A 24,728-nucleotide genomic window follows, 5' to 3' on the forward strand; every position below is an offset into this window, starting at 1 on the left:
GCCCCCGAGCCGCGCAAGCCGGCGATTCGCGCCGTCACCCCGCAGGAGCAGGCCCCACCAGCTCCCCGAGCACATCCTCCATCGTCACGAACCCGAGCACCGTGCCCGCCTCCCCCGTCACCGCCGCCAGATGGCTGTCCGCCGCTCGCAGCGCGGTGAGCGTGTCGTCCAGCGGGGTGTCGATCCTGACCCGCGTGACCGCGTGCAGCGCCGCGCGCGGGAACGGCTTGGTCCGGTCGGCGACGCCCAGCGTGTCCTTGATGTGCAGATAGCCCAGGACGGCTCCCGCCGGCCCGGTCACCGGGATTCGCGAGAATCCGGCCGACGACGCTATCCGCTCCAGCGCCTCGGGTGTCACCCGGTGGTCGACGGTGACCATCCGGCGCAGCGGTACGAGGAGTTCGCCGACCGGGCGGGTGCCCAGCTCCAGCGCGTCCCGCAGCCGTTCGCCGTCGGCCGGGGACAACAGCCCCGCCTGGCTGGAGACGGCGACCATACGGGCGAGTTCGTCGTCGTTGAAGACGGCGGCGACCTCGTCCTTGGGCTCCACCTTGATCAGCCGGAGAAGGACGTTGGCGAACGCGTTGATGCCGAAGATCAGCGGACGCAGCGCGCGGGTCAGGGCGACCAGCGGCGGGCCGAGCACGAGCGCCGTCCTGGTGGGCGCGGCGAGCGCGATGTTCTTCGGGACCATCTCGCCGAACAGCATGTGCAGATACGTGGCCACGGTCAGCGCGATCACGAACGCGATCGGGTGCACCAGCGCCTCGGGGACCCGCGCCACCTCGAAGCCGGGCTCCAGCAGATGCGCGATGGCCGGTTCGGCCACGGCGCCGAGGACCAACGAGGAGACGGTGATACCGAGTTGGGCCGTGGCCATCATGGCCGACAGGTGCTCCAGCCCGTACAGCACGGTGTGTGCCCGCTTGTCGCCCTTGTGGGCGTGCGGCTCGATCTGGCTGCGGCGGACGGCGATCAGGGCGAATTCGGCGCCGACGAAGAAGGCGTTGGTGAGCAGCGTCAGGGCGCCGATGGCGAGTTGCAGTGCGGTCATCGGGCTTCTCCGGCGTACTGGCGTGAGGGGTCGTCGGTGTCGGGTGAGCCGTCGCGGTCGGCGGAAGCCCCACCGGCGTGGGGCACCCGCCCGGACGCCGCGTACGGCTCCGAGTCCCGTTCCGAGTTGCGCTCCGTGTCCCGCTCCGTCCTGGGCTCCGTCCTGGGCTCCGTCTCAGGCTCCGTCGTCCGCGCGGGCTCGGTGACGCGCACCCGGTCCGCGCGGTGGTGCTCGATGTCCAGGACGTCCAGCCGCCAGCCGTCCAGCTCAACCGTGTCGCCCTCGACGGGGATGCGGGCGAGGCGGGCCGCGACGAGTCCGGCGACGGTCTCGTACGGCCCCTCCGGGGCGACCAGCCCGATCCGGGCCAGTTCGTCGATCCGTACGCTGCCGTCCGCCTCCCAGGTCGCGAGCCCGGCCGCGTCCGGCGGCGCGGGCAGCAGGTCGGGGGTCTCGACGGGGTCGTGCTCGTCGCGGACCTCGCCGACGACCTCCTCGACGATGTCCTCCATGGTGGCGACGCCGGCGGTGCCGCCGTACTCGTCGATGACGACGGCCATCGTGCGCGCGGCACGCAGCCTGTCCAGCAGCCGGTCGGCGGTCAGGGTGTCGGGCACCAGCAGCGGTTCGCTGGCCAGCTCGGTGACGGACACCCGGGCACGCCGCGCGGGCTCGAGGGCGAGGACGTCACGGATATGGACCGTGCCGATCACCTCGTCCAGGCTGTCGCGGTAGACGGGAAAGCGGGAGAGGCCGGTGGCGTACGTCAGATTGGCCGCGTCGGCCGCGGTCGCGCCGGCTTCCAGCGCCTGGACGTCGACGCGGGGCGTCATCACGTTCTCCGCGGTCAGCTCGCCCAGTCGCAGCGTCCGTACGAACAGCTCGGCCGAGTCCTGCTCCAGCGCGCCCTCGGCGGCGGAGTGCCGGGCCAGCGAGATCAGCTCGTCGGGCGTACGGGCGGAGGCCAGCTCGTCGGTGGGCTCCAGGCCCATGCGCCGGACGAACCGGTTCGCGGTGCTGTTGAGATGCCGGATGAGCGGGCCGAAGGCGGCGGTGAAGCCGCGCTGCGGGCCCGCGACGACCTTGGCGACGGCCAGGGGGCGTGAGATCGCCCAGTTCTTGGGGACCAGCTCGCCGATGACCATCAGCACGACCGTGGAGATCACGACACCGAGGACGGTGGCCACCACCGAGGCGGCCGAACCGAGCCCGACGGCCTCCAGCGGTCCGCGCAGCAGCACGGCCATGGAGGGCTCGGCGAGCATGCCGATGACCAGGGAGGTGACGGTGATGCCCAATTGCGCGCCGGACAGTTGGAACGTCAGGCGCCGGACGGCCTTCAGGGCGCCTTCGGCGCCTCGCTCGCCGGCCGCGGCGGCGCGCTCCAGGCTGTCGCGCTCGACCGTGGTGAGGGAGAACTCGGCGGCGACGAAGACGGCGCAGGCGAGGGTCAGCGCGAGGGCGATCAGGAGCAGGAAGATCTCGGTCACCGTGCCACCCCCGCTCCGCCGGTCAGATGCTGCGGAGAGGGAATGGCACGGCTGGTACTAGGAGGCTCCATCGTGGAACTGCTGCTTCCTTCTTGGTCGGTAGGGGTGTCCCCGCCGTGATCGGCCTGAGGGACGGAACATCATGGTAAAGGAATGGCAAACAGAATGGGAGTCCCCGGAAGGGTGACTGAGAGTGACCAATGCCGTTCGCGTGCGAGTGGCACCCGTCAGAGTTCTTTCGCCGGCCAGTCCATCAGCCGCGCCCCGATCACGGCGGTCTGGAGCGTGTAGCGGTGGTACGGCTCCGAGGGATCCGACCCGGTGAGCTTGTGTATGCGCTCCAGCCGGTACGTCAGCGCCCGGACGCTCAGATTCAGCCGCCGCGCCGCCTCCGCCGCCACACACCCCGCGTCGAAGTACGCGATCAGTGTGTCGAGCAGCGGTCCCGCGCCGCCGCGCGCCTCCGTAAGAGGGCCGAGCGCGCTGCGTACGAGATCGGTCATCGCCTCCCGGTCCCGGCTGAGCACCGGATAGACCAGCAGGTCGGCCGCGCGCAGCACCGGCTCGTCCAGCCCCATGCGGTCGGCGAGGTCGTGCGCGTTGAGGGCTTCCTCGTACGACTGCACGACACCACCCGCCCCGGGATGCGCGCGCCCGATGGCGACCCGCCCGCCGTCCGTCGCCGCGTGCGCCTGCTTCGCGAAGTAGGTGAGGACGTCGCCCTCGTCGGCGGGCGCGACGCAGATGAGCCGCCCGTCCTTGGTGGTCAGCAGGATGCGGCGGTCACCGAAGCGCGAGACGAGGGCGAGTTCGATGCTGCGGGTGACCGTGTCGGTCTCCGCGTACGCGCTCTCCCCCACGGCGACGGCCACCGCGTGCGCGTGGGAGAGCTGGAGCCCGAACCGCCCGGCCCGCTCGGCGAGCCTGCCCAGGTCGCTGCGCCCGTGCAGCAGGTCGTCGATGAACTCGCGCCGGGACGCCTCCTCGCGGCGTACGGCGAGCCGCTGGGCCCGCTCGTACCCCTCGGCGAACGCGTCGACCGCCTGCTCGACGGCGGCCAGGACGCTGTCGGCGGACGCCGTGTCGGCCGAGGAGACGGGCCAGGCGGCGCGGGTGGCGGTCAGATGCCTGCTGACGAGGGCCCGCAGGCCGTACCCGGCCTCGGCGGCGTGCTCGCCCAGGGCGCGGCGTGAGTCGAGTTCGTCGCGGGTGAGGCGGCGCCCGGTCGCGGCGACGTCCGCGAGGATCCGGTCGTAGCCGGTCAGATACTCCTGGAGCGCGGTCGGATCCGCTCCCCGCACAGTCACCGTCTGGTCTGTCATCCGGTCCCCCCGGCTTCCTGATCCGTCCTGACGCGTTCTTAACGCGTATGCCATGCAGCCTGTCAGACCCCGACCCCGCGACGGCACCCGGCATGGAGGAAGCGTAAAGATTGCCGGGTTCCGGCAATGCGCGCAGGCGCCGTCGGCTGACAGGATCGGACCACGGAAACGGGGGACGGATTCCGGATGCAGGAGGGCGCGCACTCGCTCTCCGGCATCCGGGGCCGGTCCGGTCGGGCACGACGGCGGAGCGTCGGACGAGGGGGTACGGGAATGCGTGAATTCATCGACGCGGCACTCGGATTCCCCACTTTCCTGTTCACCGCCGCGTTGATCGTGGTCGTCGGATTCTGGCTGCTGGTACTGGCCGGTGCCGCCGAGACCGACAGCTTCGACTCGGACGTCGACCTCGACACCGCCGGGATCGGCGGAGTGCCGGTCACCGTGGCCTTCTCCCTGCTGACGGCGGTCGCCTGGTTCAGCAGCCTCGCCGCCTCCGTACTACTGCGGCGCTTCGGCGCCTTCGACGCCTCCGGTCTCGTACGGGCCGCGCTGGCCCTCACCGTCCTGGCCGGCGCGGCACTGCTCGCCTGGTGGGCGACCCGGCTGCTCGTACGGCCGCTGCACACGCTGTTCCCCGACGAACCCGGGCCGTCCCGGCTCGACTTCGTGGGACTGACCTGCACCATCCGCACGGGGCGGGTGGACGCCTGGTTCGGCCAGGCCGAGGTCGCCGCGCGGGACGGCTCCACCGCCCTCGTACAGGTCAGGCAGCACCGCGCGGACATGGCGAAGGCCGACGCGCCGGTCCTGAGGAACGGCAGCACGGGGCTGCTGTACGCCTACGACGACGCCGGCGAGTTCTTCTGGGTCGCGCCGTACGACACGGCGCTCGATCCGCGCGCGTCGGCCGCCTGACCCCTGCGTCACGTGCCCCACCTGCCCGACCTGCCCGATCCCTGGTCACACGCGCCTTCACGCACGGTTTTCTAAGGACTTCACATGGATGCCATCACCTTGGGCGTCGGCGTGCTCATCGCCGTCGTCCTGCTCATCGCCGTTGCCCTGCTCCTGGTCATCAGCCGGCTGTTCCGCAAGGTCGAGCAGGGCAAGGCCCTGATCGTCTCGAAGATGCGGAAGGTCGACGTCACCTTCACCGGTCAGGTCGTGCTGCCCGTCCTGCACAAGGCCGAGACGATGGACATCTCCGTCAAGGCCATCGACATCACCCGTACCGGCCGCGACGGACTGATCTGCCGCGACAACATCCGCGCGGACATCCGGATCTCGTTCTTCGTCCGGGTCAACAAGACCACCGAGGACGTCATCAAGGTCGCCCAGGCCATCGGCACCGCGCGGGCCAGCGACAAGGAGACGTTGCAGGAGCTGTTCAACGCCAAGTTCTCCGAGGCGCTGAAGACGGTCGGCAAGCAGCTCGACTTCACCGATCTCTACACCAAGCGCGACGAGTTCAGGGACCGCATCATCCAGGTCATCGGCACCGACCTCAACGGCTACAGCCTGGAGGACGCGGCGATCGACTATCTGGAGCAGACACCGCTCGCGCAGCTCGACACCAACAACATCCTGGACGCCCAGGGCATCCGGAAGATCACCGAACTGACGGCGATCGAGCACGTACGCACCAACGAGTTCCGGCGCACCGAGGAGAAGGAGACCACCCGCCAGAACGTCGACGCCCGCGAGGCCATCCTGGAGCTGGAGCGCCGGCAGGCCGACGCCGAGATCAAGCAGAAGCGCGAGATCGACACCGTACGGGCCCGTGAGGAGGCCGAGACGGCACGGGTACGTGAGGAGGAGCGGCTGCGGTCGCAGAGTGCCTTCCTCAGTACGGAGGAGCAGTTGGGCATCCAGCGCGAGAACCAGGCGCGTGAGGTCGCCGTCGCCGAGAAGAACCGCGAGCGGGTCATCGCCATCGAGACCGAGCGCATCGAGAAGGACCGCCTCCTCGAGGTCATCGCGCGCGAGCGGGAGACCGAACTGACCCGTATCTCGGCCGAGAAGGAGGTCGAGACGGAGCGCAGGGAGATCGCCGAGGTGATCCGTGAGCGGATCGCGGTGGACCGTACGGTCGCCGAGCAGGAGGAGTCCATCAAGCGGCTGCGCGCCGTGGAGTCCGCGGAGCGCGACCGCCAGTCGATCGTCATCGCGGCGGAGGCCGAGGCGCAGGAGCAACTGGTCAAGGACATCAAGGCCGCCGAGGCCGCCGAGCAGGCGGCGGTCCACCGGGCGGCCGAGCAGATCACGCTCGCCGAGGCACGGGTGAAGTCGGCGGACCTGGACGCGACGGCCAAGACGCGGCTGGCGCAGGGCATCCAGGCCGAGACTGCGGCTGTCGGTCTGGCGGCGGTGCAGGTACGGGAGAAGGAGGCCGACGCGGTCGAGAAGGCCGGCCGCGCGGAGGCCGGGGCGACGGAGGCACGGCTGCGCGCCGAGGCGGCCGGGCTGACGGAGAAGGCGGCGGCGATGGCCGCGCTGGACGAGGCGTCGCGGGGCCACGAGGAGTACCGGCTGCGGCTGGAGGCGGACAAGGAGGTACGGCTCGCGGGCCTCGAGACGCAGCGGCAGGTCGCCGAGGCGCAGGCGGCGGTCCTGGCGACGGGCCTGGAGAGCGCGGACATCAACATCGTCGGCGGCGACACCGTGTTCTTCGACCGGCTCGTGTCGTCGATCTCGCTCGGCAAGGGCCTGGACGGCTTCATCCAGCACTCGGACACCGCGCGGACGCTGGCGGGCCCGTGGCTGGACGGCTCGGCGAGCTTCACGGACGACCTGGCGAAGATGCTCGGGTCGGTGTCGACGGCCGACGTACGGAATCTGACGGTGTCGGCGCTGCTGACGAAGCTGATGGCGTCGGGCACCGGCGCGGGGCCGCAGAGCGCCCTGCTCGGTGAACTGCTCGACAAGGCGAAGCAGTTGGGCCTGGCGGACATGCCGCTCGCGGAGCTGAGCGGCGGGGGCGGGGGCGTGGTCGCGGGCGGTGCGGACCTGAGCGCGAAGCTGAACGGCGCGCTCAAGGCGTGACGAGGCCCCACCGCGAAGCCACCGCCCCGGTCGCGGGCGCGTGTGCCCGGACAGCGCGAACCGCGCGCAGGGCAGGGCCCGTGACCGCCAGGGAGCGGCGGAAGTCTCACCGGCACGGCGCACGGACGGCCGCGGGGCCCTTGCGGTCGGACAGCGCCGTCCGCCCGCAAGGGCGGGCCCGCGACCGCCACGGGGCGGCAACGGGGCCGCGCTGTGGCGGCGAGGCGCCGTGCGCCGCAGCGCGGCCGAGGTCTCCTCGGGCGCGGCGCACCGACCGGCTTTGGGCACGCCGACCGGACACAGCGCCGCCCGCCCGCAAGGGCCGGCCCGCGACCGCCACGGGACGGCTGACGCCGCCGCCCCAGCACCGTGCACGGACGGCCATGGGCGCGGGGGCGCGACAGCGCGAACCGCCCGCAGGGCAGGACCCGTGACCGCCAGGGAGCAGCGGAAGTCACGCCGGCACGGCGCACGGACGCTCGCGGGGCACGCCGCAGGGCGCGGGCCCGTAGCGGGGCGGCGAACGCCACGCGGCGCCTACGGAGCGGTGAGACGCCACCCCAGGCGCCGCGCTGCACCGACCGTCCGTGGGGACGCGGTCCGGACAGCACAGCCCACCCGCAGGGGCGGGCCCGCGAACGCCACGGGACGGACGGCTGACGCCGCCCGGCACCGTGCACGGACAGCCGTGGGCGCGTGGGCGCGACAGCGCGAACCGCCCGCAGGGCGCCGCGACTGCCACGGGGCGGCCAGGGGGCCGCGCTGTGGCGGCGAAGCGGCGCCCGTGCGCCGCAGCGCGGCCGAGGTCTCCTCGGGCGCGGACAGCCGTTGGCGCGCCGGCGCGACAGCGCGAACCACCCGCAGGGTGGGGGTCCCAGCGGGAGCCGTGACCGCCACAGGGCGGCCAAGGGGCCGCCTGGGGGCGGCGAGGCAGCGCCGCCCGCGCTGCACCGACCGGCCGTGGGCACGTGGGCCGGACAGCGCGGACCACCCGCAAGGGCGGGCCCGCGAACGCCACGGGACGGGACGGCTGACGCCGCCCGGCACCGTGCACGGACGGCCGTGGGCGGGCGCGACGGCGCGAACCGCCCGAAGATCGGGGTGGCCACGGGACGGTGGGACACCGCCCCCGCGCCGCCCGCAGGGCAGGACTTGGACGACCGGCCCATGACCGGCCGGAGCTGCCGCCACGGGGGTGTGGCAGCTCCGGCTTCTTATCGCCGAACTCGCAGGGAGTGACCACAGATGACGACGACGGCCAACGGGGCGGTCACGGGCGCGCCCGCCGAGAGCGACGCCCGCACCGGCACCCGCATCGACGCCGGTGCCTACGAGGTGCTGCGGGACCGGCTCGCCGCGCGGGGCGGTGAACTCGCCCTCCGTACGGAAGCGCTCAACTCCCGCCGTACCGAAGCCTTCGGCTCCACCGAGCTGCGCCTCACCGGCAGCGGACACGTCCGGACGCCGCACGCGAGCGTGCCGCGCGACATCGTCGCGGTCGGCGACGCGCTCCTCTTCGGGTACACCGTCGACGCCACGACCACCACCACCGCCACCGTCGCCGACGTCTTCGCCCTCCACGACCGCGCACTCGACCCGCTCCCCGACGACGCGGTCCCCGGGCTGCTGGACGACCCCGCCTTCGTAAGAGAGCTGGGCGCGCTGTTCCGCTACTACCGTGACGCCCAACTGATCCAACTGCGCCATCTCGGCGGCAAGTTGCTGGCCGTGTTCCGTACGGGCGAGAAGGCCGGTGACATCCGCGTACTGCGCTGGGCGCTGCGCACGGACGGTACGGCGCGATTCCTCGACGCGCGCGGGGACCGGGACCATGTCTTCCCGCCGTCGCACGACGTGGAGTGGACGGCGGCCACCCGCGACGACCATGTCCTCGGCCGCCACCCGCACATCCGCGTCGGCGGCGAGGCGTACGTCTCCACGGTCGGCGGCGCTCTCACCGTCAAGACGGAGAACGACACCGAGACGGCCGAGGGCGTCTACTCCGAGCCCGTCGCCGAACCGCTCCAGTCCCTCGCGGACGCCGACGTCGCCCACGCGCGCGTGGGCGCGCTGCTCCTGCTGCGCGTGCGCCCTTACAAGGAGGACGCGTGGCGGCATCTCGTCCTCAACACCCTCACCGGAACGGTCACCCGTCTCGACGGCATCGGCCGGTCCTGCCGCCGGCTCCCCGAGGACCAGGGCATCGTCTTCCCGGGCGGCTACTACCTGGCGGCCACCGACACGGCCAAAACCTTCGACACGGCCACCGAGGACCTGGAGTTCGAGCGCGCCGTGCGCTCCCCCAACGGCGAGGATGTGCTGTACGTCTTCCAGGACCGCGCCGAGGGCCGGACCCTCCTCCTGCCGTACAACGTCATCCGTAAGGACGCCGCGACGCCGCTGACCGGCAGCGGGTACGCCGTCTTCGACGACGGCACCCTCATGACCCTGCGCGCCGCCGAGGAGCCCGCGCGGGTGCATCCGCTCCAGCTCTGGCACTCGCCGTACGTCTCCGACACCTACGCCGCGACCCGTCCCGCCGGCACCGGCCCCCTCGCCCGTGTCGGCAACGCCGATCTCGTGCGCGGTATCGCGGACTGCCTGTCGATCGCCCGCGCGGTCGCCGGGACGACGGCACCCACCGCGACGCCGACGACGGCCGCGTACGCCGCGCTCGTCACCGCCTGCGCCCGCGCCACCGACCGCCACCACTGGCTCGCCGATCCCGAACTGGGCGCCCCGCACGCCCTGTTGGCCGAGATCAGGGCCACCGCCGAGCAGGTGCTCGGCGAGTTCGAGACCGTACGGACCCTGACCCGGCAGGCGGCTGACGCGCTCACCGAGTCAGCCGCCAAGGTCACCGCCCTCGTCCGCCGCGTCCGTGGCGAGGCACCGCGCAGCGCGGCCGACTGGGTGGACCGGCTCACCGAACTCCGCCGGGCGCAAGGCCACTTGGTGACGCTCAAGGAGATGCGGTACGCCGACACCGACCGTATCGACACCCTCGTCACGGCGACCGAGGGCGACATCGACGCCGCCGCGCGCCGCGCCATCGCCTTCCTCGCCCGCGAGGACGCCTTCGCGGGCCATCACACCGAGGTCGAGCGGCTGACGGCCGACGCCGAGGCCATCAGCACGGTCGCCGAGGCCGCGCCGGTCGCCGACCGTCTGAGGGAGCACGCCGCCGGGCTGCGGACGGTCACCGAGGTCGTCACGGGGCTCGACATCGGTGACACCGTCGTCCGTACGTCCGTCCTGGAGCGCGTCGCGGACGTCCTCGGCGGCGTCAACCGCGCCCGCGCCACGCTCGAAGCGCGCCGCTCCGAACTACTCGACCACGAGGGCCGCGCCGAATTCGCCGCCGAATTCGCCCTGCTGGGGCAGGCGGTGACCGGCGCGCTCGCCGCCGCCGACACCCCCGAGACGTGTGACGAACAACTGGCGCGGCTGCTGCTTCAGTTGGAGGAGCTGGAGTCACGCTTCGTCGAGTACGAGGGTTTCCTCGCCGAGCTGGAAGCCAAGCGCACCGAGGTCTACGAGGCGTTCGCGGCCCGCAGGCAGACTCTTCAGGACGCCCGCGCCCGGCGCGCCGAGCGGCTGGCCGGGTCGGCCGTGCGCGTACTGGACTCGATCACCCGCAGGCTCTCCTCGCTCGCCGACACCGACGCCGTCAACACCTACTTCGCCTCCGACCCGATGGTCGCCAAGGTCCGCCGCACGGCCGACGAGCTGCGGCGACTGGGCGACCGGGTGCGGGCGGAGGAGCTGGAGGGCCGGCTCACCTCCGCCCGCCAGGAGGCGGCACGGGCGCTGCGCGACCGCACCGACCTGTACGCGGACGGCGGCGCCACGATCCGGCTCGGCCGGCACACCTTCGCGGTCAACACCCGGGCGCCGGAGCTGACCCTCGTCCCGCACGGCGACCGCACGGCGCTCGCGCTCACCGGCACCGACTACCGCGCGCCCGTCACGGACCCGGCGTTCGAGGCGACCCGCCCGTACTGGAGCCAACTGCTGCCCTCGGAGTCCCCCGAGGTCTACCGCGCCGAGCACCTGGCCGCCCGTCTGCTGGCCGAACACGGCGCCGCCGGGCTCCGGGACGCCGACGACCTCCCCGCGCTCGTACGCACGGCGGCCGAGGCCGCGTACGACGAAGGCCATCAGCGCGGTGTCCACGACCACGACGCGGCGGCGCTCCTCACCGCGCTGCTGCGCCTGCACGACGACGCGGGTCTGCTGCGCCACCCGCCCACCGTCCGCGCGGCGGCGCAACTGTTCTGGGCGCACGGCGTTACGGCGGCGGCGCGGGCGGACTGGACCCGGCGGGCGGTGTCGCTGGCGCGCGTGCGGGAGACGTTCGGGCCGACTGCCGCGATCGACGCTTTGAGTACGGAGGTGGCGTCGGCGGTACGGGAGTTCAGCGGTGCCCGCACCGGGGGCGTTGACCCTCTCCACGTCGCCGACTACCTCTTCGAGGAGCTGACGAGCGGCCCGCCCGGCTTCGTCACCGGCGCGGCGGCCCGCGCACTGCTCGACGGCTTCCACCGCTCCCCGGGCGGCCCCGCTTTCAACGAGGACCTGAAGCAGGCGCTGGACGACAGCCTCACCGCCCGCCGCCAGCTCGTGGAAGCCTGGCTCAGCTCGTACAGCGCGTCGTTCGGCGGGACCACCGACACCACCGACGCGGGCGACCTGGCCGAGGCGGTGGCCGTCGAACTCTGCCCGGAGCTGGACCGGTACGCCTCCACGGCCGACCTCACCACCGAGGTCGAGGGTCTGCTCGGCAGCCATCCGCGCGTCACCGGCCGCCGGATGACCGTACGACTGGATGAACTCCTCTTCAGGACGCGGCACTTCCGCGAGCACACGGTGCCCGGCTTCCGCGCCTACCAACGGCAGCGCACCGCCCTGGTGGCCGCCGAGCGCGCCCAACTGAAGCTGGACGAGTTCCGTCCCCGGGTCATGTCCTCCTTCGTACGCAACCGCCTCATCGACGAGGTCTATCTGCCGCTCGTCGGTGACAACCTCGCCAAGCAGCTCGGCACCTCCGACGACAGCAGGCGCACCGACACCAACGGGCTGCTGCTGCTCGTCTCACCGCCCGGCTACGGCAAGACGACGCTCATGGAGTACGTCGCCGACCGGCTCGGTCTGCTCCTGGTCAAGATCGACGGGCCGGCGCTCGGCCAGGGGGTCACCTCGCTCGACCCGGCCGAGGCGCCGAACGCCACCGCGCGTCAGGAGGTCGAGAAGATCAACTTCGCGCTGGCGGCGGGCAGCAACACCCTGCTGTACCTGGACGACATCCAGCACACATCGCCGGAGCTGCTGCAGAAGTTCATCGCGCTGTGCGACGCGCAGCGCCGTATCGAGGGCGTGTGGCAGGGCGAGGCGCGCACGTACGACCTGCGGGGCAAGCGGTTCGCGGTCTGCATGGCCGGCAATCCGTACACCGGCACCGGCGGGCGCTTCCGGGTCCCCGACATGCTCGCTAACCGCGCGGACGTCTGGAACCTCGGCGACGTGCTGACCGGCAAGGAGGACGTGTTCGCGCTGAGCTTCGTGGAGAACGCGCTGACGTCCAACCCGGTGCTCGCGCCCCTCGCGGGCCGCGACCGCCGCGATCTCGACGTGCTGGTGCGCCTCGCGGAGGGCGCCCCCGGCGCCCCCGGCGCCACGCCCGAGGCCCTGGTCCATCCGTACGCCCCCGCCGAGCTGGACCGCGTGGTCGCCGTCCTGCGGCATCTGCTGACCGCGCGGCGCACGGTCCTCGCCGTGAACGAGGCATACATCGCGTCGGCGGCGCGGACGGACGAGTCGCGTACCGCACCGCCGTTCCAGCTCCAGGGCTCGTACCGCAACATGAACAAGATCGCCGCGCGGATCGACCCGGTGATGAACGACGCCGAACTGTCGGCCGTCATCGACGACCACTACGCGGGCGAGGCCCAGACCCTCACCACGGGAGCCGAGGCGAATCTTCTGCGGCTGGCCGAACTGCGGTCGTCGCTGACACCCGAACAGGCCGACCGCTGGGCGCAGATCAAGGCGGCTTATGTACGGAGGCAGGCACTGGGCGGCCCGGACGGCGACCCGATGACCCGCGCGGTCGCGGCGCTGGGCCTGCTGGCGGACCGCGTGGCGGCGGTGGAGTCGGCCATCACCAGGGGCCGGACCTGAGTCCGCGACCGCACATCAACCGCGACCGCGTCACCGGTGGCCTACGGACGCCACCCCGGATCGCGGCCCGTCTCGGCCAGCAGCGACTCGAACGGCGTCGCGTCCTCCCCCACCGGGAACGGCTCACCGAAGACGTTCATCGAGCGCGCCGTCGGCGCCAGCGCGGCGAACTCCACGTTGAGCATCCTTACGACGGCGGCGTCCGGCTCGTACGGCTGCCCGGTCGCGCGGGCCAGATCCCAGGCGTGCACGGTCAGATCGCCGAGAGCCATCGCGCCCACGGTCCGCGCGGGCATCTTCATGCCGCCCGTCAGGCCGTCCTCCGCGCCCGGCTCGGCCCATGCCTCGATCAGCTTGCCGACCTCGGTGGCGAAGCGCTCGCGCCGGTCGTCCGCCAGCCGCTCGGGCGGGGAGCCGAAGTCGGACTCGCCCTTGGCGGCGAGCGCCTGGAAGCTGATCACCACCTGGAACAGGTGGTCGAGCAGGCCGTGCACGTCGTACTCGGCGCACGGGGTGGGCAGGGTGAGCTGGTCGTCGCGTACACCGCGCAGCACCGGCAGAGCGTCGGCGGCGGCCCTCTCCAGGAGGGTGCTGATCTTGTCGTCCATGGCCCCGACGCTAGGGGCGGCGCACCTTCCGTGTATTGAACAAACGCGACATAGGATCCCGCCATGGCAGCAGCTCCCCGGCGCGACACCCGAGGCATCGTCGACGCCCCGGCGCTGTTCGCGCGCGCCGATTTCCGGCGCCGGCTGCCGGCGCCGGAGCTGCGCCGCTACGTGGAGCTGTACTGGCTGATCGACTGGGATCTGTCGGAGCCGTACGCCTCCCATGTCGTCCCGCACCCCTCGGTGAACGTGGTCTTCCAGCGGTTCGGCGCGGCCCCGCCCTGGGGCGAGGTCGCGGGGATCGGCCTGGAGCTGTTCACACAGAAGCTGGAGGGGCGCGGGCGGGTGTGCGGGGTCAAGTTCCGCGCGGGCGGCTTCCGGCCTTTCGCGCCCGCGTGGCCGGTGTCCGAGTGGTCGGGGCGGCGGGTGCCGGTCGCCGAGGTGCTGCCCGCGACGGACGCGGACGTCGACGCGATCCTGGACCCGCCCGGCGAGGACGCGCGGGTCGCGGCGCTCGACGCGTATCTGCTGGGTCTGGGCGCGCGGCGGGACCCGCAGGCCGACGAGGCGATGCGGGTGGTCGGCCTGGTCGACGAGGACCGGACGATCCGGCGGGCGGCGCAGCTCGCGACGGCGGCCGGGCTCTCGGTGCGTTCGTTGCAGCGGCTGTTCGCGACGTATGTGGGGGTGGGACCGAAGTGGGTCATCCTCCGCCGCCGCATCCACGACGCGCTGGAGCGCGCCGAGGCGGGCGGCGAGCTGGACTGGGCGGCGCTGGCGGCGGAGCTGGGCTACAGCGACCAGGCGCATCTGGTGCGGGACTTCACGGCGACGGTGGGCGTGCCGCCGACGGCGTACGCGCACGCGGTTCATTAGGGCACGCGGGTCCGGTGAAGCACGCGCTTCAGCAAGGCACGCGCTTCAGTAGGTCCCGGTCACGGCGACGACGCCCAGGCCGTGGGCGGCGGCGTGACGCAGCACCCGCAGCGGCCCGGCCAGCAGTCCGGCCGCGTCGAACTCGCCCTCCGGCGCGTCCGTCATGGCGTACACCCAGGCGTCGATACGGGCGACCACCTCCATGCGCCGGGGCCCGGCCACGGCCAGCACGGACTCGGCGCCGGGCAGCACCGCGCGCACCTCGTCGGCGGTGAGGAGGAAGTCCCCGAACCAGCCCGGCAGTTGGGCGGACTCCTGGGCGCCCAGACCGTGGTGGAGCGCGGTCGCGGGCTCCCCCTCGCGTACGGCCACGGAGAACAGCCCGTCCGCCGTCGCCCGGCCGAGGAGGTCCGCCGCCGCGCCCTTCATGGCGACCACGGCGGGGGCGGAGGGGCCGCCGCCGCGCGCGAACGCGGCGAAGCGGTGCGCGGCGGGGGTCGGTTCGGGTGTGAAGTACGGCTCGCGGTCACCGCCGCCCAGCCACCAGCCCAGGTCCGCGGCGCAGTTGTCCGGGACGGTCCAGGTCTCTTCGAGATGGGCGAACCGCCGGGGCAGCGCGACGACCTCGGCGTCGGGCACCGCGCCGACCGACCAGACGCCGGTGTAGCTCACGCGCCCCCACCTCCCGCTCCGTTGTCAGTGCCCCGACCTACAGTCGGTTCCATGGAAATGAAAGCACCCCTGGTGCGCCTCGAGCCATGGTCGGAAGGGGACCTCGGCCTGCTGCGCGCCGCCAACGCACCGGAGCTGATGGAACATCTCGGCGGCCCCGAGACCGAGGACCAACTACTCGTCAGACACCACAGATACGTCACGCTGAGCGCCGACCGGACGGGCCGGGGCCGCATGTTCCGGATCGTGCTGCTGCCGGACGGCGTGCCGGTGGGCAACATCGGCTTCTGGGAGAGCACCTGGCAGGGCCAGGAGGTGTACGAGGCGGGCTGGGGCGTGCTCGGGGAGTTCCAGGGGAGGGGGCTCGCGGCGGCGGCGACGAAGGCGGTGGTGGAGCGGGCGCGGGCGGAGCGCGAGCACCGCTATCTGCTGGCGTACCCGTCGGTGCACAACGGCGCGTCGAACGCGGTCTGCCGCAAGGCGGGCTTCGAACTGCTCGGGGAGGGCGATTTCGAGTATCCGGTCGGCCACATGATGCGGTGCAACGAGTGGCGGCTTGATCTTCAGGCGCGATGACCGCCGGATGTCATCGCGGAATGCTCGCGCAACGGTCACGGAGTGATCAGGCGGTGACGCCGTGCTCGCGCGGAAAACCCTGGCCCGCCTCGCGCCCCGATGTCATGCTGACGACGTGAACGGACCGGAGATCCACCTCACCTTCGCCCCTGAGCTGCACGTCTTCGTCCCGGCCGGGCGGCGCGGCGGGCGTACGGCCGTGGCCACGGACGGCTCGTCCACACTCGGCCATGTTGTCGAATCCCTCGGCGTCCCGCTCACCGAGGCCGGTCAACTCCTTGTCGACGGACGCCCGGTGGCCACGTCGCACATCCCGTCGGCGGGCGAGTCGGTGGAGGTACGGGCGGTGACCCGGCCCCAGGTCGTACCGGGCGCGCCGCTGCGCTTCCTGCTCGACGTCCACCTCGGCACCCTCGCGCGCCGGATGCGGCTTCTGGGCGTCGACGCGGCGTACGAGAGCGAGGACATCGGCGATCCGGCGCTGGCCACGCTCTCGGCGCGGGAGCAGCGGGTGATGCTCACCCGCGACCGGGGTCTGCTGCGCCGCCGGGAGATCTGGGCGGGGGCGTACATCTACAGCGACCGCACGCAGGACCAGCTCCGGGACGTACTGGAACGGTTCGCGCCCGTGCTCGCCCCGTGGACCCGCTGCACGGCGTGCAACGGACTGCTGGGGGCGGCCGACAAGGACTCGGTCGAGGGCCGGCTGGAGCAGGGCACGCAGCGTACGTACGACGTGTTCGCGCAGTGCACGGACTGCGGCAGGGTCTACTGGCGCGGCGCGCACCACGCGCGGCTGGCGGCGATCGTGGACGAGGCCGTACGCGAATTCGGCGGCGCGGCGGCGTAGTTGACGGGCTCAGGCGGCCCCGCCGGCCCCGCAGCCGTCAGTAGATGTACAGATCGCCGGTGGCGGGGACGAGCACATGGTGCCTGTCGTTGTCCGGGTTGAGGTCGTCGGCGCCGCCGTTCCACACGGTGGCGATGTCCATGGACACCTCGGCGGGATCGCCGACCGTCCGCAGGTCGAGCAGGGACTCGCTGTCCCGCCCGTCCGCCCGCAGCGCGCCCGACTGGCAGTACACGACCTGGTTCCCGCCCCATACGCAGTTGGCCGGCAGCCTCTGTCCGGCGGCCAGCGGTTCGGAGAAGGCCAGCCGGGCCGTCGCGCCGGTCAGGTCCGACGGGCCGTGATTGCCGGTCGACAGTTGTACGGCGAGGCGCCCGCCCCACAGGGAGACATGCCCGTGGTGCGCCACGTCGGCCTCGACCGCCCCCTGTTCAGGCCCCTGGCCCACGCCCTGGCCGACGCCCTGGCCCACGCCCGAACCCGCGCTCAGCACCACGGCCATGGTGGCGGTGGACACCACCATCATCGATCTACGCATTACGCCCATAATCGGAAGATACCCCCACCAGCCCCTCCACCTGACCAACCATCAGCGTGGCGAGTCGCCTTCCGCCCGCATGGCAGGCTGGTCGCATGCTCGTGGCCCGCTCCGTCGCCCTCTTCGCCGTCGCCGCCCTCTTCGAGATCGGCGGTGCCTGGCTCGTCTGGCAGGGCGTACGCGAGCACAAGGGCTGGATCTGGATCGGCGCCGGAGTCATCGCACTCGGCCTGTACGGCTTCGTCGCCACCCTCCAGCCGGACGGCGAGTTCGGCCGCATCCTCGCCGCGTACGGCGGCGTCTTCGTCGCCGGTTCGATCGCCTGGGGCGCCGTCGCCGACGGCTACCGCCCCGACCGTTACGACATCATCGGCGCGCTCATCTGCCTCGTCGGCATGGCCGTGCTGATGTACGCCCCGCGAAATCACTGAGCCGCGCCGCGCGCCGCGTGCTTATCCTGGCCGCGAGTCGATCAGCCGCCCGCACACAGCGGCACACATACGCGCGAGGAGCAGCCATGACAGTCGCCGGTACCCCCACCGCCGTCGTCACCGGAGCAAGCAGCGGCATCGGAGCCGCCACCGCTCGCCAACTCGCCGCCGCCGGCCTTCACGTCGTCGTGACCGCCCGCCGCAAGGACCGCATCGAGGCGCTGGCCGCCGAGATCAACGCGGCCGGGCACTCGGCCACCGCCCATGTCCTCGACGTCACCGACCGCGCGGCCGTCGACGCCTTCGCCGCCGAACTCGGCCGGCTCCCGTCCGTCGACGTACTGGTCGCCAACGCGGGCGGCGCGCTCGGCGCCGACCCGGTCGCCAGCGGCGACCCGGACGACTGGCGCCAGATGTTCGAGACGAACGTCATCGGCACCCTCCACACCACCCAGGCCCTGCTCCCCGCCCTCACCGCGAGCGGCAACGGCACGGTCGTGATCCTCACCTCGACCGCGGGCCTGTCCACGTACGAGGGCGGCGGCGGCTATGTCGCGGCCAAGCACGGGGAGCACGTCCTGGCCGAAACGCTCCGCCTGGAGATCGTGGGCACACCGGTCCGGGTGATCGAGGTGGCGCCCGGCATGGTCAAGACGGAGGAGTTCGCCTCCACACGCTTCCGGGGGGACACCGCGCGGGCCGAGAAGGTGTACGAGGGGGTCGCCGAACCGCTCAGCGCGGAGGACGTCGCCGACACCATCACCTGGGCGGTCACCCGTCCCCACCACGTGAACATCGACCTCCTGGTGGTACGCCCCCGGGCACAGGCGTCCAACACCAAGGTGCACAGGGAGCTGTGACGATGACCGACGACGCCCGCCGCGACGCGGCAGTCCGCCGCGCGAGCGCGGCTCTTGAGACGTACACCCTCTCCGGCGACGGCTGGCGCCGCAGCCCGAGCGAGACGCTTACGCGCCTGCTGGCGGACCTGCGGCACTGGTCGGACGACACCCAGCGCGACTTCGACGCGGCGGTGTCACGGGCGCGCGACCTGCACACGGCGGAACGGCGCGGCTGATCCGGCGGCGACGCCGCCCGGCCTCACCAGTGCGCGGGGCGCGCCAGTGAGTCCGGCAGCACCGTCGTGACGTCGCCCCGCGCCGCGTCGAGCTGCGACTGCGTGAGGAACAGGGCGCCGGTCAGATCGGCGCCCCGCAGGTCCGCGTCCCGGAAGTCCGCGCCGATCAGATCGGCCGTCCGCAGGTCCGCGCCGCGCAGATCGGCGGCGATGAGCAGCGCGCCCCGCAGATTCGCGCCCCGCAGGTCGGCGCCCTTGAGCTTGGCGCCCATCAGATCGGCGCCCCTGCGCTCCATCGCCTTCTTACGGAGGCCGGCGCGGACGAGTTCGCTGGTGCGCAGCAGCAGCTCGTTGACGCCCGCCCGGTGGCCGGCGACGTCCAGCTCCAGCAGGGCCCCGGGTTCGCTCGCGGCCAGCCGCGCGGTCGCGTCGAGCGCGCCCCGCAACTCACGGCGCAGATCACCGTCTGCCACCCGCGCGGCGGCCTCCTCCACATACCGCAGCAGCTCGTGCAACTGCCGCATCACGGGAAACACGGCGAACATCCGCCGCGCCGTCGCCGGGTCCTCGCGCCAGTCCCGCCCGCCGAAGGTGACCTGCGAGACCTGCTGCCCGGCGCCGAAGCAGTCGTACACCGTGCAGCCCTGGAAGCCCTTCTCCCGCAGTCGCGTATGGATACCGCAGCGCGAATCGCTCCGCAGATTCACGCACGGCTGCCCGGCCTTCTTGTCGACGGCGAAGTCGGCCGACGCGGCGAAGGGCAGCGCGACACAGCACAGCCCGAAGCAACTCCCGCAGTCGGCCAGCAGATTGGGTCGTTCGGACACGTAAAGGTCACTCCAGGCTCGGACGGCGAAACTCCCGCCAGTCAACACCAACACACCGACAAGTCTTTACGGCGCAAGCGTCCCACCGCCCAGAAGGGCCGGACCGACCGGCAGCAAGCGAGGCACCGGCCGGCCGCGCGGTCCGGGCCTCCAGCGGAAAAGCCCTCGCCCCACACCCACACCCACAGCCGCACCACACCGCGCCCCGGCACGAACACGGCGGCGCCGGCAAAATCATTTGCCCGCCCGGCGCCCCGATGGAACGGTCGCGTCATGACGACGACCGTCCCCGTACCCGTCCCCGTACCCCGCGTCGACCTGCTGGTCCGCCAACTCGACATGGTCTGGGCGCTGTTCGAGTACTACATCGAGGACCTGGACGACCGCGCCTGCCTCTGGGAGCCGTCCCCCAACTGCTGGACGGTCCGCCCGGACGCCGAGGGCCACTGGGTGGCCGACTGGCAGGTCCCCGAGCCCGACCCGGTCCCCAGCACCTCGATCGGCTGGCTCACCTGGCACATCGGCTTCTGGTGGACGACGACCCTCACCCACTGTTTCGGCGCGGGAGCCCCACCCCGCGAGTCCATCCACTGGCCGGGCACGGCGGACACCGCGATCGACTGGATACGCTCCCTGAAAGACTCCTGGCGCACCGAACTGCTCCAACTCACCGACGCCGAACTCGACTCGAAGACCCGCACGACGGGCCTGCCCTGGGGCGAGGACATGGAGCTGGTGCATGTGGCGAGCTGGCTCAACTTCGAACTGGCGAAGAACGTCGCGGAAATCGGCCTGACCCACCGCGCCTACGAGGCGTCGCCCCGCCCCGCCCACTCGTTCGAGTGATCGATAGAGGTACGACTCCCGTGACGCGGCCCCGAGCCTAGGCTCGATGAGGAGAGCGCTACCGCGCACCACCGTCCAACGGCCCCCGGCGGGAAGGCAATCCCGGCCGAGGGGCTGACCGCCAAGGAAGAAGGGCCTTCCTCGTGGCTGAACAGGTCCCTGCCCCGCCGCTCACACTCTTCGACACCGACACCGACACCGACACCGATATCGGGACCGGGACCGGGACCGACGCCCGGACACCGCCGTCCGCGGCGTTCATGGATCTGCGAGACCCGCGCTACGCCTACATGTTCGGTTTCCTACAGGCCGACGGACACCTCTCGACGGGCACCGGCCGGAAGGGGAAGCTGACCGTCGAGCTGAACGCGCGGGACATCGACATCCTGCGTGAGTTCCAGCGGTTGACCCCGTACAGGACGAGCATCCGTGAACGCACCCGGGCCACGAACTTCTCCGCAAAGCATCACTCCGCGACGTGGCTGCTGTGTGCCCTCGAAGCCCGCACGATCCTCCATGAGATCGGCCTGCCCTACGGCCGCAAGTCGGCACGGATCGCCCCGCCGCGCATCGACTTCTCCCGGCGGGACTATCTGCGCGGCGTCATCGACGCGGACGGGTCGGTCGGTTACACCGGCCAGGGTCTGCCGTTCCTCTCCCTCACCACGGCGAGCACGGCGGTCGGCGCGTATCTGTGCCACTACGCGAAGAAGGTCACGGGCGCGCAGCGCCAGATCAAACGCAACGCGCGCGACGGCATCTACAACATCGTCTACGTGAAGGAAGCGGCCATGGAGCTGGCCGCCCATCTCTACTATCCGGGCTGCCTCGCCCTGGAGCGCAAGCGGGCATCGGCGGCCTCACTCGCGGTGTGGAAGCGGCCCGCCGGAATGCGGATCCGGCAGCCCGGCCGACGCTGGAATCCGTCGGAGGACCGCACTCTGCTGCGTCTCGCAGACCCCGCGCGGGCCGCGGTCGAACTGGACAGGTCCGCGAGCAGTTGCGGCGCCCGCCTCTGGCGGCTGAGAACCGGCCTCGTCGCCCCGCCCCCGAACGAAGCGAACAGACCGGAAGCACCGGAAGCACCGGACCAGTTGAGCGAATCGGACGCGCCGTGACACGCATGTGGGGACGCCGCTTCGCGCGGCGCCCCCACATCCCCCCGAACCACGTGCCGGGCCTCAGCCCTTCACGCACACCACCTGCTTGAGCTTCGCCACCACTTCGACCAGGTCCTTCTGCTGCTCGATGACCTTCTCGATCGGCTTGTACGCGCCGGGGATCTCGTCCACGACGCCGGAGTCCTTGCGGCATTCCACACCCCGCGTCTGGTCCTCCAGATCCTTCGTCGAGAAGCGCTTCTTCGCCGCGTTACGGCTCATCCGCCGGCCCGCCCCGTGCGACGCCGAGTTGAACGCCGCGCTGTTGCCGAGGCCCTTCACGATGTAAGTACCGGTGGCCATCGAGCCGGGGATGATCCCGAGGTCACCGTGGCCCGCCCGGATCGCGCCCTTGCGCGTCACCAGCAGGTCCACGCCGTCGTAACGCTCCTCGGCGACGTAGTTGTGGTGGCAACTGATCTCCGGCTCGAAGGTCACCCGAGCCTTCTTGAACTCCTTGCTGAGTACGTTCTTCAGCAGCCCCATCATGATCGCGCGGTTGTACTTCGCGTACTCCTGCGCCCAGAACAGGTCGTTGCGGTACGCCGACATCTGCGGCGTCTCCGACACGAAGACCGCCAGGTCACGGTCGACCAGGCCCTGGTTGTGCGCGAGCGACTGGGCCACACCGATGTGGTATTCGGCGAGTTCGTTGCCGATGTTCCGGGATCCCGAGTGCAGCGTGAGCCAGACCGCGCCGGCGGAATCGACGCTCACTTCGATGTGGTGATTGCCGGCGCCGAGCGTTCCCATCTGCCGTACCGCCCGCTGCTGACGGAATTTGACCGCTTCCGCGATCCCGTCGAACCGCGCCCAGAAGTCGTCCCAGCCCGCGCCGATCCCGTCGTCCGGCTCCACCAGATCGTCGTGCATCCCACGCCCCACCGGAATCGCCTGCTCGATCCGCGACCGCAGGCGCGACAGGTCGCCCGGCAGGTCGTTCGACGTCAGGGACGTCTTGACCGCCGACATGCCGCAGCCGATGTCCACGCCCACCGCCGCCGGGCAGACCGCGCCCTGCATGGCGATGACCGAGCCGACCGTCGCGCCCTTGCCGAAGTGGACGTCCGGCATGACCGCCAGGCCCTTGATCCACGGCAGCGTCGCCACGTTACGCAACTGCTGCATCGCCACGTCCTCGACGGACGCGGGGTCCGTCCACATGCGGATCGGGACCTTCTCGCCCGGCACTTCCACGTAAGACATAGTTCCTCGATTCCCCCGAAAGTCTGATAGAGCAAAAACCGGAACCAGGACCGCCAAACCAGACAGCGGACCGGCATCCACGGCATTGCTTGAGGTACACATTGTGTCCACCGCACGCCATGCGGCGGCAAACGCTTTTCGCGTGAACTCGCCAGGTGTGCCGTGGCTGGAACCAGCGCGGCACCTGCGTAGTTCTCATCAGTACGACCGCTTAGAACTCATGTCCAGCTCATGTCCAGCTCATGTCCAGATCGCGTAGAGAGGAGCCCGGGACCGTGCAGCGAAAGGCGTACGTACCCGGCCTGGCGGCGCTGCTCGTGACGCTTGTCGCGGGGTGTACTTCCGGCACCGGTGGCGACGGCTCCGACATCGACGCCAAGCCCGGCGCCCCCACGACGACCACCGCGCCGCCGGGCAAGTACCGCACCCTGAGCGAGCCGTGCGGTTCCGTGGACCGCGCCACGCTGCGGGATCTGCTGCCGGGCGTCGCCCAGCTCCCCGAGGAGCAGCAGGAGAAGGCGTACGAGGGCACGGCCGCCGTGACGTACGACACCGACCGCCGCGTCGGGTGCGCGTGGTCGGCCGACTCCCCGGACGCCTCGCACCATCTGGCGATCGACGTCGAGCGCGTCGTGTCCTACGACCCGGCGGTGAGCGACGCCGACAAGGCGCAGGAGGTCTACGCGAAGAAGGAGGACGGCGCCGCCCTGCCGCCTCCCGTCGACGGGGAGGGCACGGGCGGTGACGGCGCGGGCAGTGACGGCGCGGGTGACGACACCACCCCGTCCGGATCGCCGTCCCCCGGCAAGACCCCCAACGCCGCGACGACACCCCCCGGCCTCCAGCCCCGTCTGCTGGACGACCTGGGCGACGCCGCCTTCGTCGACGACATCTTCGCCGCGTCCGGTTCGGCCGCGAAGCGCCGTACGGTCAGCGTGGTCTTCCGCACATCGAATGTCGTGGTGACCGTGCGGTACGCGGAGCAGCCGGCCCACGCGACGACGGTCCCCGACAGCAAGGAACTCCAGGAAAAGGCCAGGGGACTGGCCCGCAAGCTGGCCGACCAGCTCAACGAGTAGAGGGTCCGGGGCCGCGTTCGCGCCGGGTGCCCGCCTCGGGCCGAGTGCGCCGCTCGGGCCCCCGGCCACGCCCCGGGCGGTTACCGTGGCCGATCGGACCGTACGACTACCGACTGAAGGAACCATGCAGCGATCAGCCCCGCGACCCAGCCGCTCCCGCACCCGCAACCGCGTTCGCCTGCTCGCCTGCGCGGCCGTCCCGGTGATGATCGCCGCCGCGGGCTGCACCTCCGACTCCGGCTCCGGCTCCGACAGCGGAAAGGACAAGCCGTCCGCGACGGCGTCCAAGACCGCGACGAAGGTCGCCGCCGCGAAGTTCACGTCGCTGCCGGCCGATCCGTGCAAGTCGATCGCCTCGAAGACGACCGCGGACCTGGTGCCGAAGGCGAAGGACAAGTCGGGCTCGGCGGGCAAGTCCTCGGACATCACGACGCGCGGAAGCTGCTCGTGGAACGGGCTGGACGACAACGGCGTCGACGGCTCGCAGTACCGCTGGCTGGACGTCTCCTTCATGCGGTACGACTCCGAGGAAGGCATCGGCTCGGGCCAGGACCGCGCCGCGGACTACTACAAGAACGAAGTCGCCAAGGCGCGCGCCACGGAAGGCGCGAAGGGCACGAAGGCGACCCCGACGCCCGGCGTCGGTACGGAGGCGACGGCCATCACCTACAGCCTGTCGAAGACGGGCGAGACGTTCGGCTACGTGACGGTCGTGGCCCGCTCCGAGAACGTGGTGATCACGCTGACGTACAACGGCGCGGGTTACGCGGGCGCGAAGTCCCCGGCGGCCTCGGACCTGGTGAAGGACGCGACGAAGGCGACGAAGGAAGCGGTGGCGGCGATTCCGGGGGCGCCGAAGTAGGCGGCCCCGCACCGCTCGCACCCGTCCG

21 protein-coding genes are annotated in these 24,728 nt (G+C 71.9%); 13 read left to right on the forward strand and 8 right to left on the reverse strand.

Annotation, left to right across the window (positions count from 1 at the left end; genetic code table 11):
- Positions 1 to 34: 34 nt before the first annotated feature.
- The 3 genes from OG329_RS16290 to OG329_RS16300 form a co-directional block, all read right to left on the reverse strand.
- On the reverse strand, positions 35 to 1,054 hold the full coding sequence (locus tag OG329_RS16290; protein WP_405795873.1) for a hemolysin family protein: 1,020 nt from the start codon (positions 1,052 to 1,054) through the stop codon (positions 35 to 37).
- Positions 1,051 to 2,544: a hemolysin family protein gene (locus tag OG329_RS16295; RefSeq protein WP_405795874.1), complete on the reverse strand. Its 1,494-nt coding sequence runs from the start codon at positions 2,542 to 2,544 to the stop codon at positions 1,051 to 1,053. Before OG329_RS16295 ends, OG329_RS16290 begins: the two co-directional genes overlap by 4 nt.
- Positions 2,545 to 2,771: 227 nt before the next feature.
- Positions 2,772 to 3,866: a PucR family transcriptional regulator gene (locus tag OG329_RS16300; RefSeq protein ID WP_405795875.1), complete on the reverse strand. Its 1,095-nt coding sequence runs from the start codon at positions 3,864 to 3,866 to the stop codon at positions 2,772 to 2,774.
- A gap of 273 nt (positions 3,867 to 4,139) precedes the next feature.
- Here OG329_RS16300 and OG329_RS16305 point away from each other — a divergent pair, with 273 nt between their 5' ends.
- From OG329_RS16305 to OG329_RS16315, 3 genes are all read left to right on the forward strand, one after another.
- A complete protein-coding gene (locus OG329_RS16305) occupies positions 4,140 to 4,784 on the forward strand; it encodes a hypothetical protein (RefSeq protein ID WP_405795876.1) in 645 nt (214 codons plus the stop codon).
- An 84-nt stretch (positions 4,785 to 4,868) separates the two neighbouring features.
- Positions 4,869 to 6,911 carry a flotillin family protein gene (locus OG329_RS16310; protein WP_405795877.1) on the forward strand — a complete coding sequence of 681 codons (2,043 nt, stop codon included), beginning with the start codon at positions 4,869 to 4,871 and terminating at the stop codon, positions 6,909 to 6,911.
- Positions 6,912 to 8,156: 1,245 nt separating this feature from the next.
- Positions 8,157 to 13,091: a DNA repair ATPase gene (locus OG329_RS16315; protein WP_405795879.1), complete on the forward strand. Its 4,935-nt coding sequence runs from the start codon at positions 8,157 to 8,159 to the stop codon at positions 13,089 to 13,091.
- Positions 13,092 to 13,132: 41 nt separating this feature from the next.
- On the opposite strand, the gene OG329_RS16320 is transcribed toward OG329_RS16315, so the two are convergent.
- Positions 13,133 to 13,699 carry a TIGR03086 family metal-binding protein gene (locus OG329_RS16320; RefSeq protein ID WP_405795880.1) on the reverse strand — a complete coding sequence of 189 codons (567 nt, stop codon included), beginning with the start codon at positions 13,697 to 13,699 and terminating at the stop codon, positions 13,133 to 13,135.
- A 63-nt stretch (positions 13,700 to 13,762) separates the two neighbouring features.
- On the opposite strand from OG329_RS16320, the gene OG329_RS16325 reads away from it, so the two are divergent.
- A complete protein-coding gene (locus OG329_RS16325) occupies positions 13,763 to 14,575 on the forward strand; it encodes a DUF6597 domain-containing transcriptional factor (RefSeq protein WP_405795882.1) in 813 nt (270 codons plus the stop codon).
- Positions 14,576 to 14,620: 45 nt separating this feature from the next.
- On the opposite strand, the gene OG329_RS16330 is transcribed toward OG329_RS16325, so the two are convergent.
- Positions 14,621 to 15,247: a hypothetical protein gene (locus OG329_RS16330; RefSeq protein WP_405795883.1), complete on the reverse strand. Its 627-nt coding sequence runs from the start codon at positions 15,245 to 15,247 to the stop codon at positions 14,621 to 14,623.
- Positions 15,248 to 15,298: 51 nt separating this feature from the next.
- Between OG329_RS16330 and OG329_RS16335 the strand changes: the two genes are divergently transcribed.
- Together OG329_RS16335 and OG329_RS16340 are read left to right on the forward strand one after the other, a co-directional pair.
- Positions 15,299 to 15,823, forward strand: coding sequence for a GNAT family N-acetyltransferase (locus OG329_RS16335; protein ID WP_405795885.1), 525 nt, complete (start codon positions 15,299 to 15,301; stop codon positions 15,821 to 15,823).
- Positions 15,824 to 15,938: 115 nt separating this feature from the next.
- On the forward strand, positions 15,939 to 16,673 hold the full coding sequence (locus OG329_RS16340; protein WP_405795887.1) for a Mut7-C RNAse domain-containing protein: 735 nt from the start codon (positions 15,939 to 15,941) through the stop codon (positions 16,671 to 16,673).
- A gap of 37 nt (positions 16,674 to 16,710) precedes the next feature.
- Here the strand turns inward: OG329_RS16340 and OG329_RS16345 are convergent, their stop codons facing one another.
- Entirely contained in the window at positions 16,711 to 17,211 is a 501-nt protein-coding gene (locus OG329_RS16345) for a hypothetical protein (protein WP_405795888.1), read from the reverse strand.
- Between the two features lie 95 nt (positions 17,212 to 17,306).
- On the opposite strand from OG329_RS16345, the gene OG329_RS16350 reads away from it, so the two are divergent.
- The 3 genes from OG329_RS16350 to OG329_RS16360 all read left to right on the forward strand — a co-directional run bounded on the left by OG329_RS16350 (position 17,307) and on the right by OG329_RS16360 (position 18,720).
- Complete coding sequence (locus tag OG329_RS16350) at positions 17,307 to 17,642, forward strand: YnfA family protein (protein ID WP_405795890.1); 336 nt, start codon at positions 17,307 to 17,309, stop codon at positions 17,640 to 17,642.
- 86 nt (positions 17,643 to 17,728) lie between these two features.
- Positions 17,729 to 18,502, forward strand: a complete 774-nt coding sequence (locus tag OG329_RS16355; protein WP_405795891.1) for an SDR family NAD(P)-dependent oxidoreductase — start codon at positions 17,729 to 17,731, stop codon at positions 18,500 to 18,502.
- A 2-nt stretch (positions 18,503 to 18,504) separates the two neighbouring features.
- The gene (locus tag OG329_RS16360; RefSeq protein ID WP_405795892.1) at positions 18,505 to 18,720 is read left to right on the forward strand and encodes a hypothetical protein; all 216 of its coding nucleotides are present in this window, start codon (positions 18,505 to 18,507) and stop codon (positions 18,718 to 18,720) included.
- Between the two features lie 23 nt (positions 18,721 to 18,743).
- On the opposite strand, the gene OG329_RS16365 is transcribed toward OG329_RS16360, so the two are convergent.
- Positions 18,744 to 19,547, reverse strand: a complete 804-nt coding sequence (locus OG329_RS16365; RefSeq protein ID WP_405795893.1) for a pentapeptide repeat-containing protein — start codon at positions 19,545 to 19,547, stop codon at positions 18,744 to 18,746.
- Positions 19,548 to 19,820: 273 nt separating this feature from the next.
- On the opposite strand from OG329_RS16365, the gene OG329_RS16370 reads away from it, so the two are divergent.
- Positions 19,821 to 20,393 (forward strand): DinB family protein, encoded by a 573-nt coding sequence (locus OG329_RS16370; protein WP_405795895.1) that lies wholly within the window; start codon positions 19,821 to 19,823, stop codon positions 20,391 to 20,393.
- 260 nt (positions 20,394 to 20,653) lie between these two features.
- Entirely contained in the window at positions 20,654 to 21,511 is an 858-nt protein-coding gene (locus tag OG329_RS16375; RefSeq protein ID WP_405801875.1) for a hypothetical protein, read from the forward strand.
- Between the two features lie 63 nt (positions 21,512 to 21,574).
- Here OG329_RS16375 and OG329_RS16380 read toward each other — a convergent pair whose 3' ends face one another.
- Positions 21,575 to 22,759 carry an RtcB family protein gene (locus OG329_RS16380; RefSeq protein ID WP_405795897.1) on the reverse strand — a complete coding sequence of 395 codons (1,185 nt, stop codon included), beginning with the start codon at positions 22,757 to 22,759 and terminating at the stop codon, positions 21,575 to 21,577.
- 275 nt (positions 22,760 to 23,034) lie between these two features.
- Here OG329_RS16380 and OG329_RS16385 point away from each other — a divergent pair, with 275 nt between their 5' ends.
- Both OG329_RS16385 and OG329_RS16390 read left to right on the forward strand, forming a co-directional pair.
- Positions 23,035 to 23,838: a DUF3558 domain-containing protein gene (locus tag OG329_RS16385; protein ID WP_405795899.1), complete on the forward strand. Its 804-nt coding sequence runs from the start codon at positions 23,035 to 23,037 to the stop codon at positions 23,836 to 23,838.
- Between the two features lie 124 nt (positions 23,839 to 23,962).
- Complete coding sequence (locus OG329_RS16390; protein ID WP_405795900.1) at positions 23,963 to 24,700, forward strand: DUF3558 domain-containing protein; 738 nt, start codon at positions 23,963 to 23,965, stop codon at positions 24,698 to 24,700.
- The last annotated feature ends 28 nt before the right edge of the window (positions 24,701 to 24,728 follow it).

It is taken from the genome of Streptomyces sp. NBC_01506 (assembly GCF_045040295.1).
In the GTDB taxonomy this organism is placed as follows: Bacteria; Actinomycetota; Actinomycetes; order Streptomycetales; family Streptomycetaceae; genus Streptomyces.

Bases quoted from the DNA above. Each gene is read 5' to 3' on its own strand.
- OG329_RS16290 (WP_405795873.1), bottom strand. From the start codon at position 1,054: ATGACCGCACTGCAACTCGCCATCGGCGCCCTGACGCTGCTCACCAAC.
- OG329_RS16300 (WP_405795875.1), bottom strand. From the start codon at position 3,866: ATGACAGACCAGACGGTGACTGTGCGGGGAGCGGATCCGACCGCGCTC.
- OG329_RS16305 (WP_405795876.1), top strand. From the start codon at position 4,140: ATGCGTGAATTCATCGACGCGGCACTCGGATTCCCCACTTTCCTGTTC.
- OG329_RS16310 (WP_405795877.1), top strand. From the start codon at position 4,869: ATGGATGCCATCACCTTGGGCGTCGGCGTGCTCATCGCCGTCGTCCTG.
- OG329_RS16315 (WP_405795879.1), top strand. From the start codon at position 8,157: ATGACGACGACGGCCAACGGGGCGGTCACGGGCGCGCCCGCCGAGAGC.
- OG329_RS16320 (WP_405795880.1), bottom strand. From the start codon at position 13,699: ATGGACGACAAGATCAGCACCCTCCTGGAGAGGGCCGCCGCCGACGCT.
- OG329_RS16325 (WP_405795882.1), top strand. From the start codon at position 13,763: ATGGCAGCAGCTCCCCGGCGCGACACCCGAGGCATCGTCGACGCCCCG.
- OG329_RS16335 (WP_405795885.1), top strand. From the start codon at position 15,299: ATGGAAATGAAAGCACCCCTGGTGCGCCTCGAGCCATGGTCGGAAGGG.
- OG329_RS16345 (WP_405795888.1), bottom strand. From the start codon at position 17,211: ATGCGTAGATCGATGATGGTGGTGTCCACCGCCACCATGGCCGTGGTG.
- OG329_RS16350 (WP_405795890.1), top strand. From the start codon at position 17,307: ATGCTCGTGGCCCGCTCCGTCGCCCTCTTCGCCGTCGCCGCCCTCTTC.
- OG329_RS16355 (WP_405795891.1), top strand. From the start codon at position 17,729: ATGACAGTCGCCGGTACCCCCACCGCCGTCGTCACCGGAGCAAGCAGC.
- OG329_RS16360 (WP_405795892.1), top strand. From the start codon at position 18,505: ATGACCGACGACGCCCGCCGCGACGCGGCAGTCCGCCGCGCGAGCGCG.
- OG329_RS16370 (WP_405795895.1), top strand. From the start codon at position 19,821: ATGACGACGACCGTCCCCGTACCCGTCCCCGTACCCCGCGTCGACCTG.
- OG329_RS16375 (WP_405801875.1), top strand. From the start codon at position 20,654: ATGGATCTGCGAGACCCGCGCTACGCCTACATGTTCGGTTTCCTACAG.
- OG329_RS16380 (WP_405795897.1), bottom strand. From the start codon at position 22,759: ATGTCTTACGTGGAAGTGCCGGGCGAGAAGGTCCCGATCCGCATGTGG.
- OG329_RS16390 (WP_405795900.1), top strand. From the start codon at position 23,963: ATGCAGCGATCAGCCCCGCGACCCAGCCGCTCCCGCACCCGCAACCGC.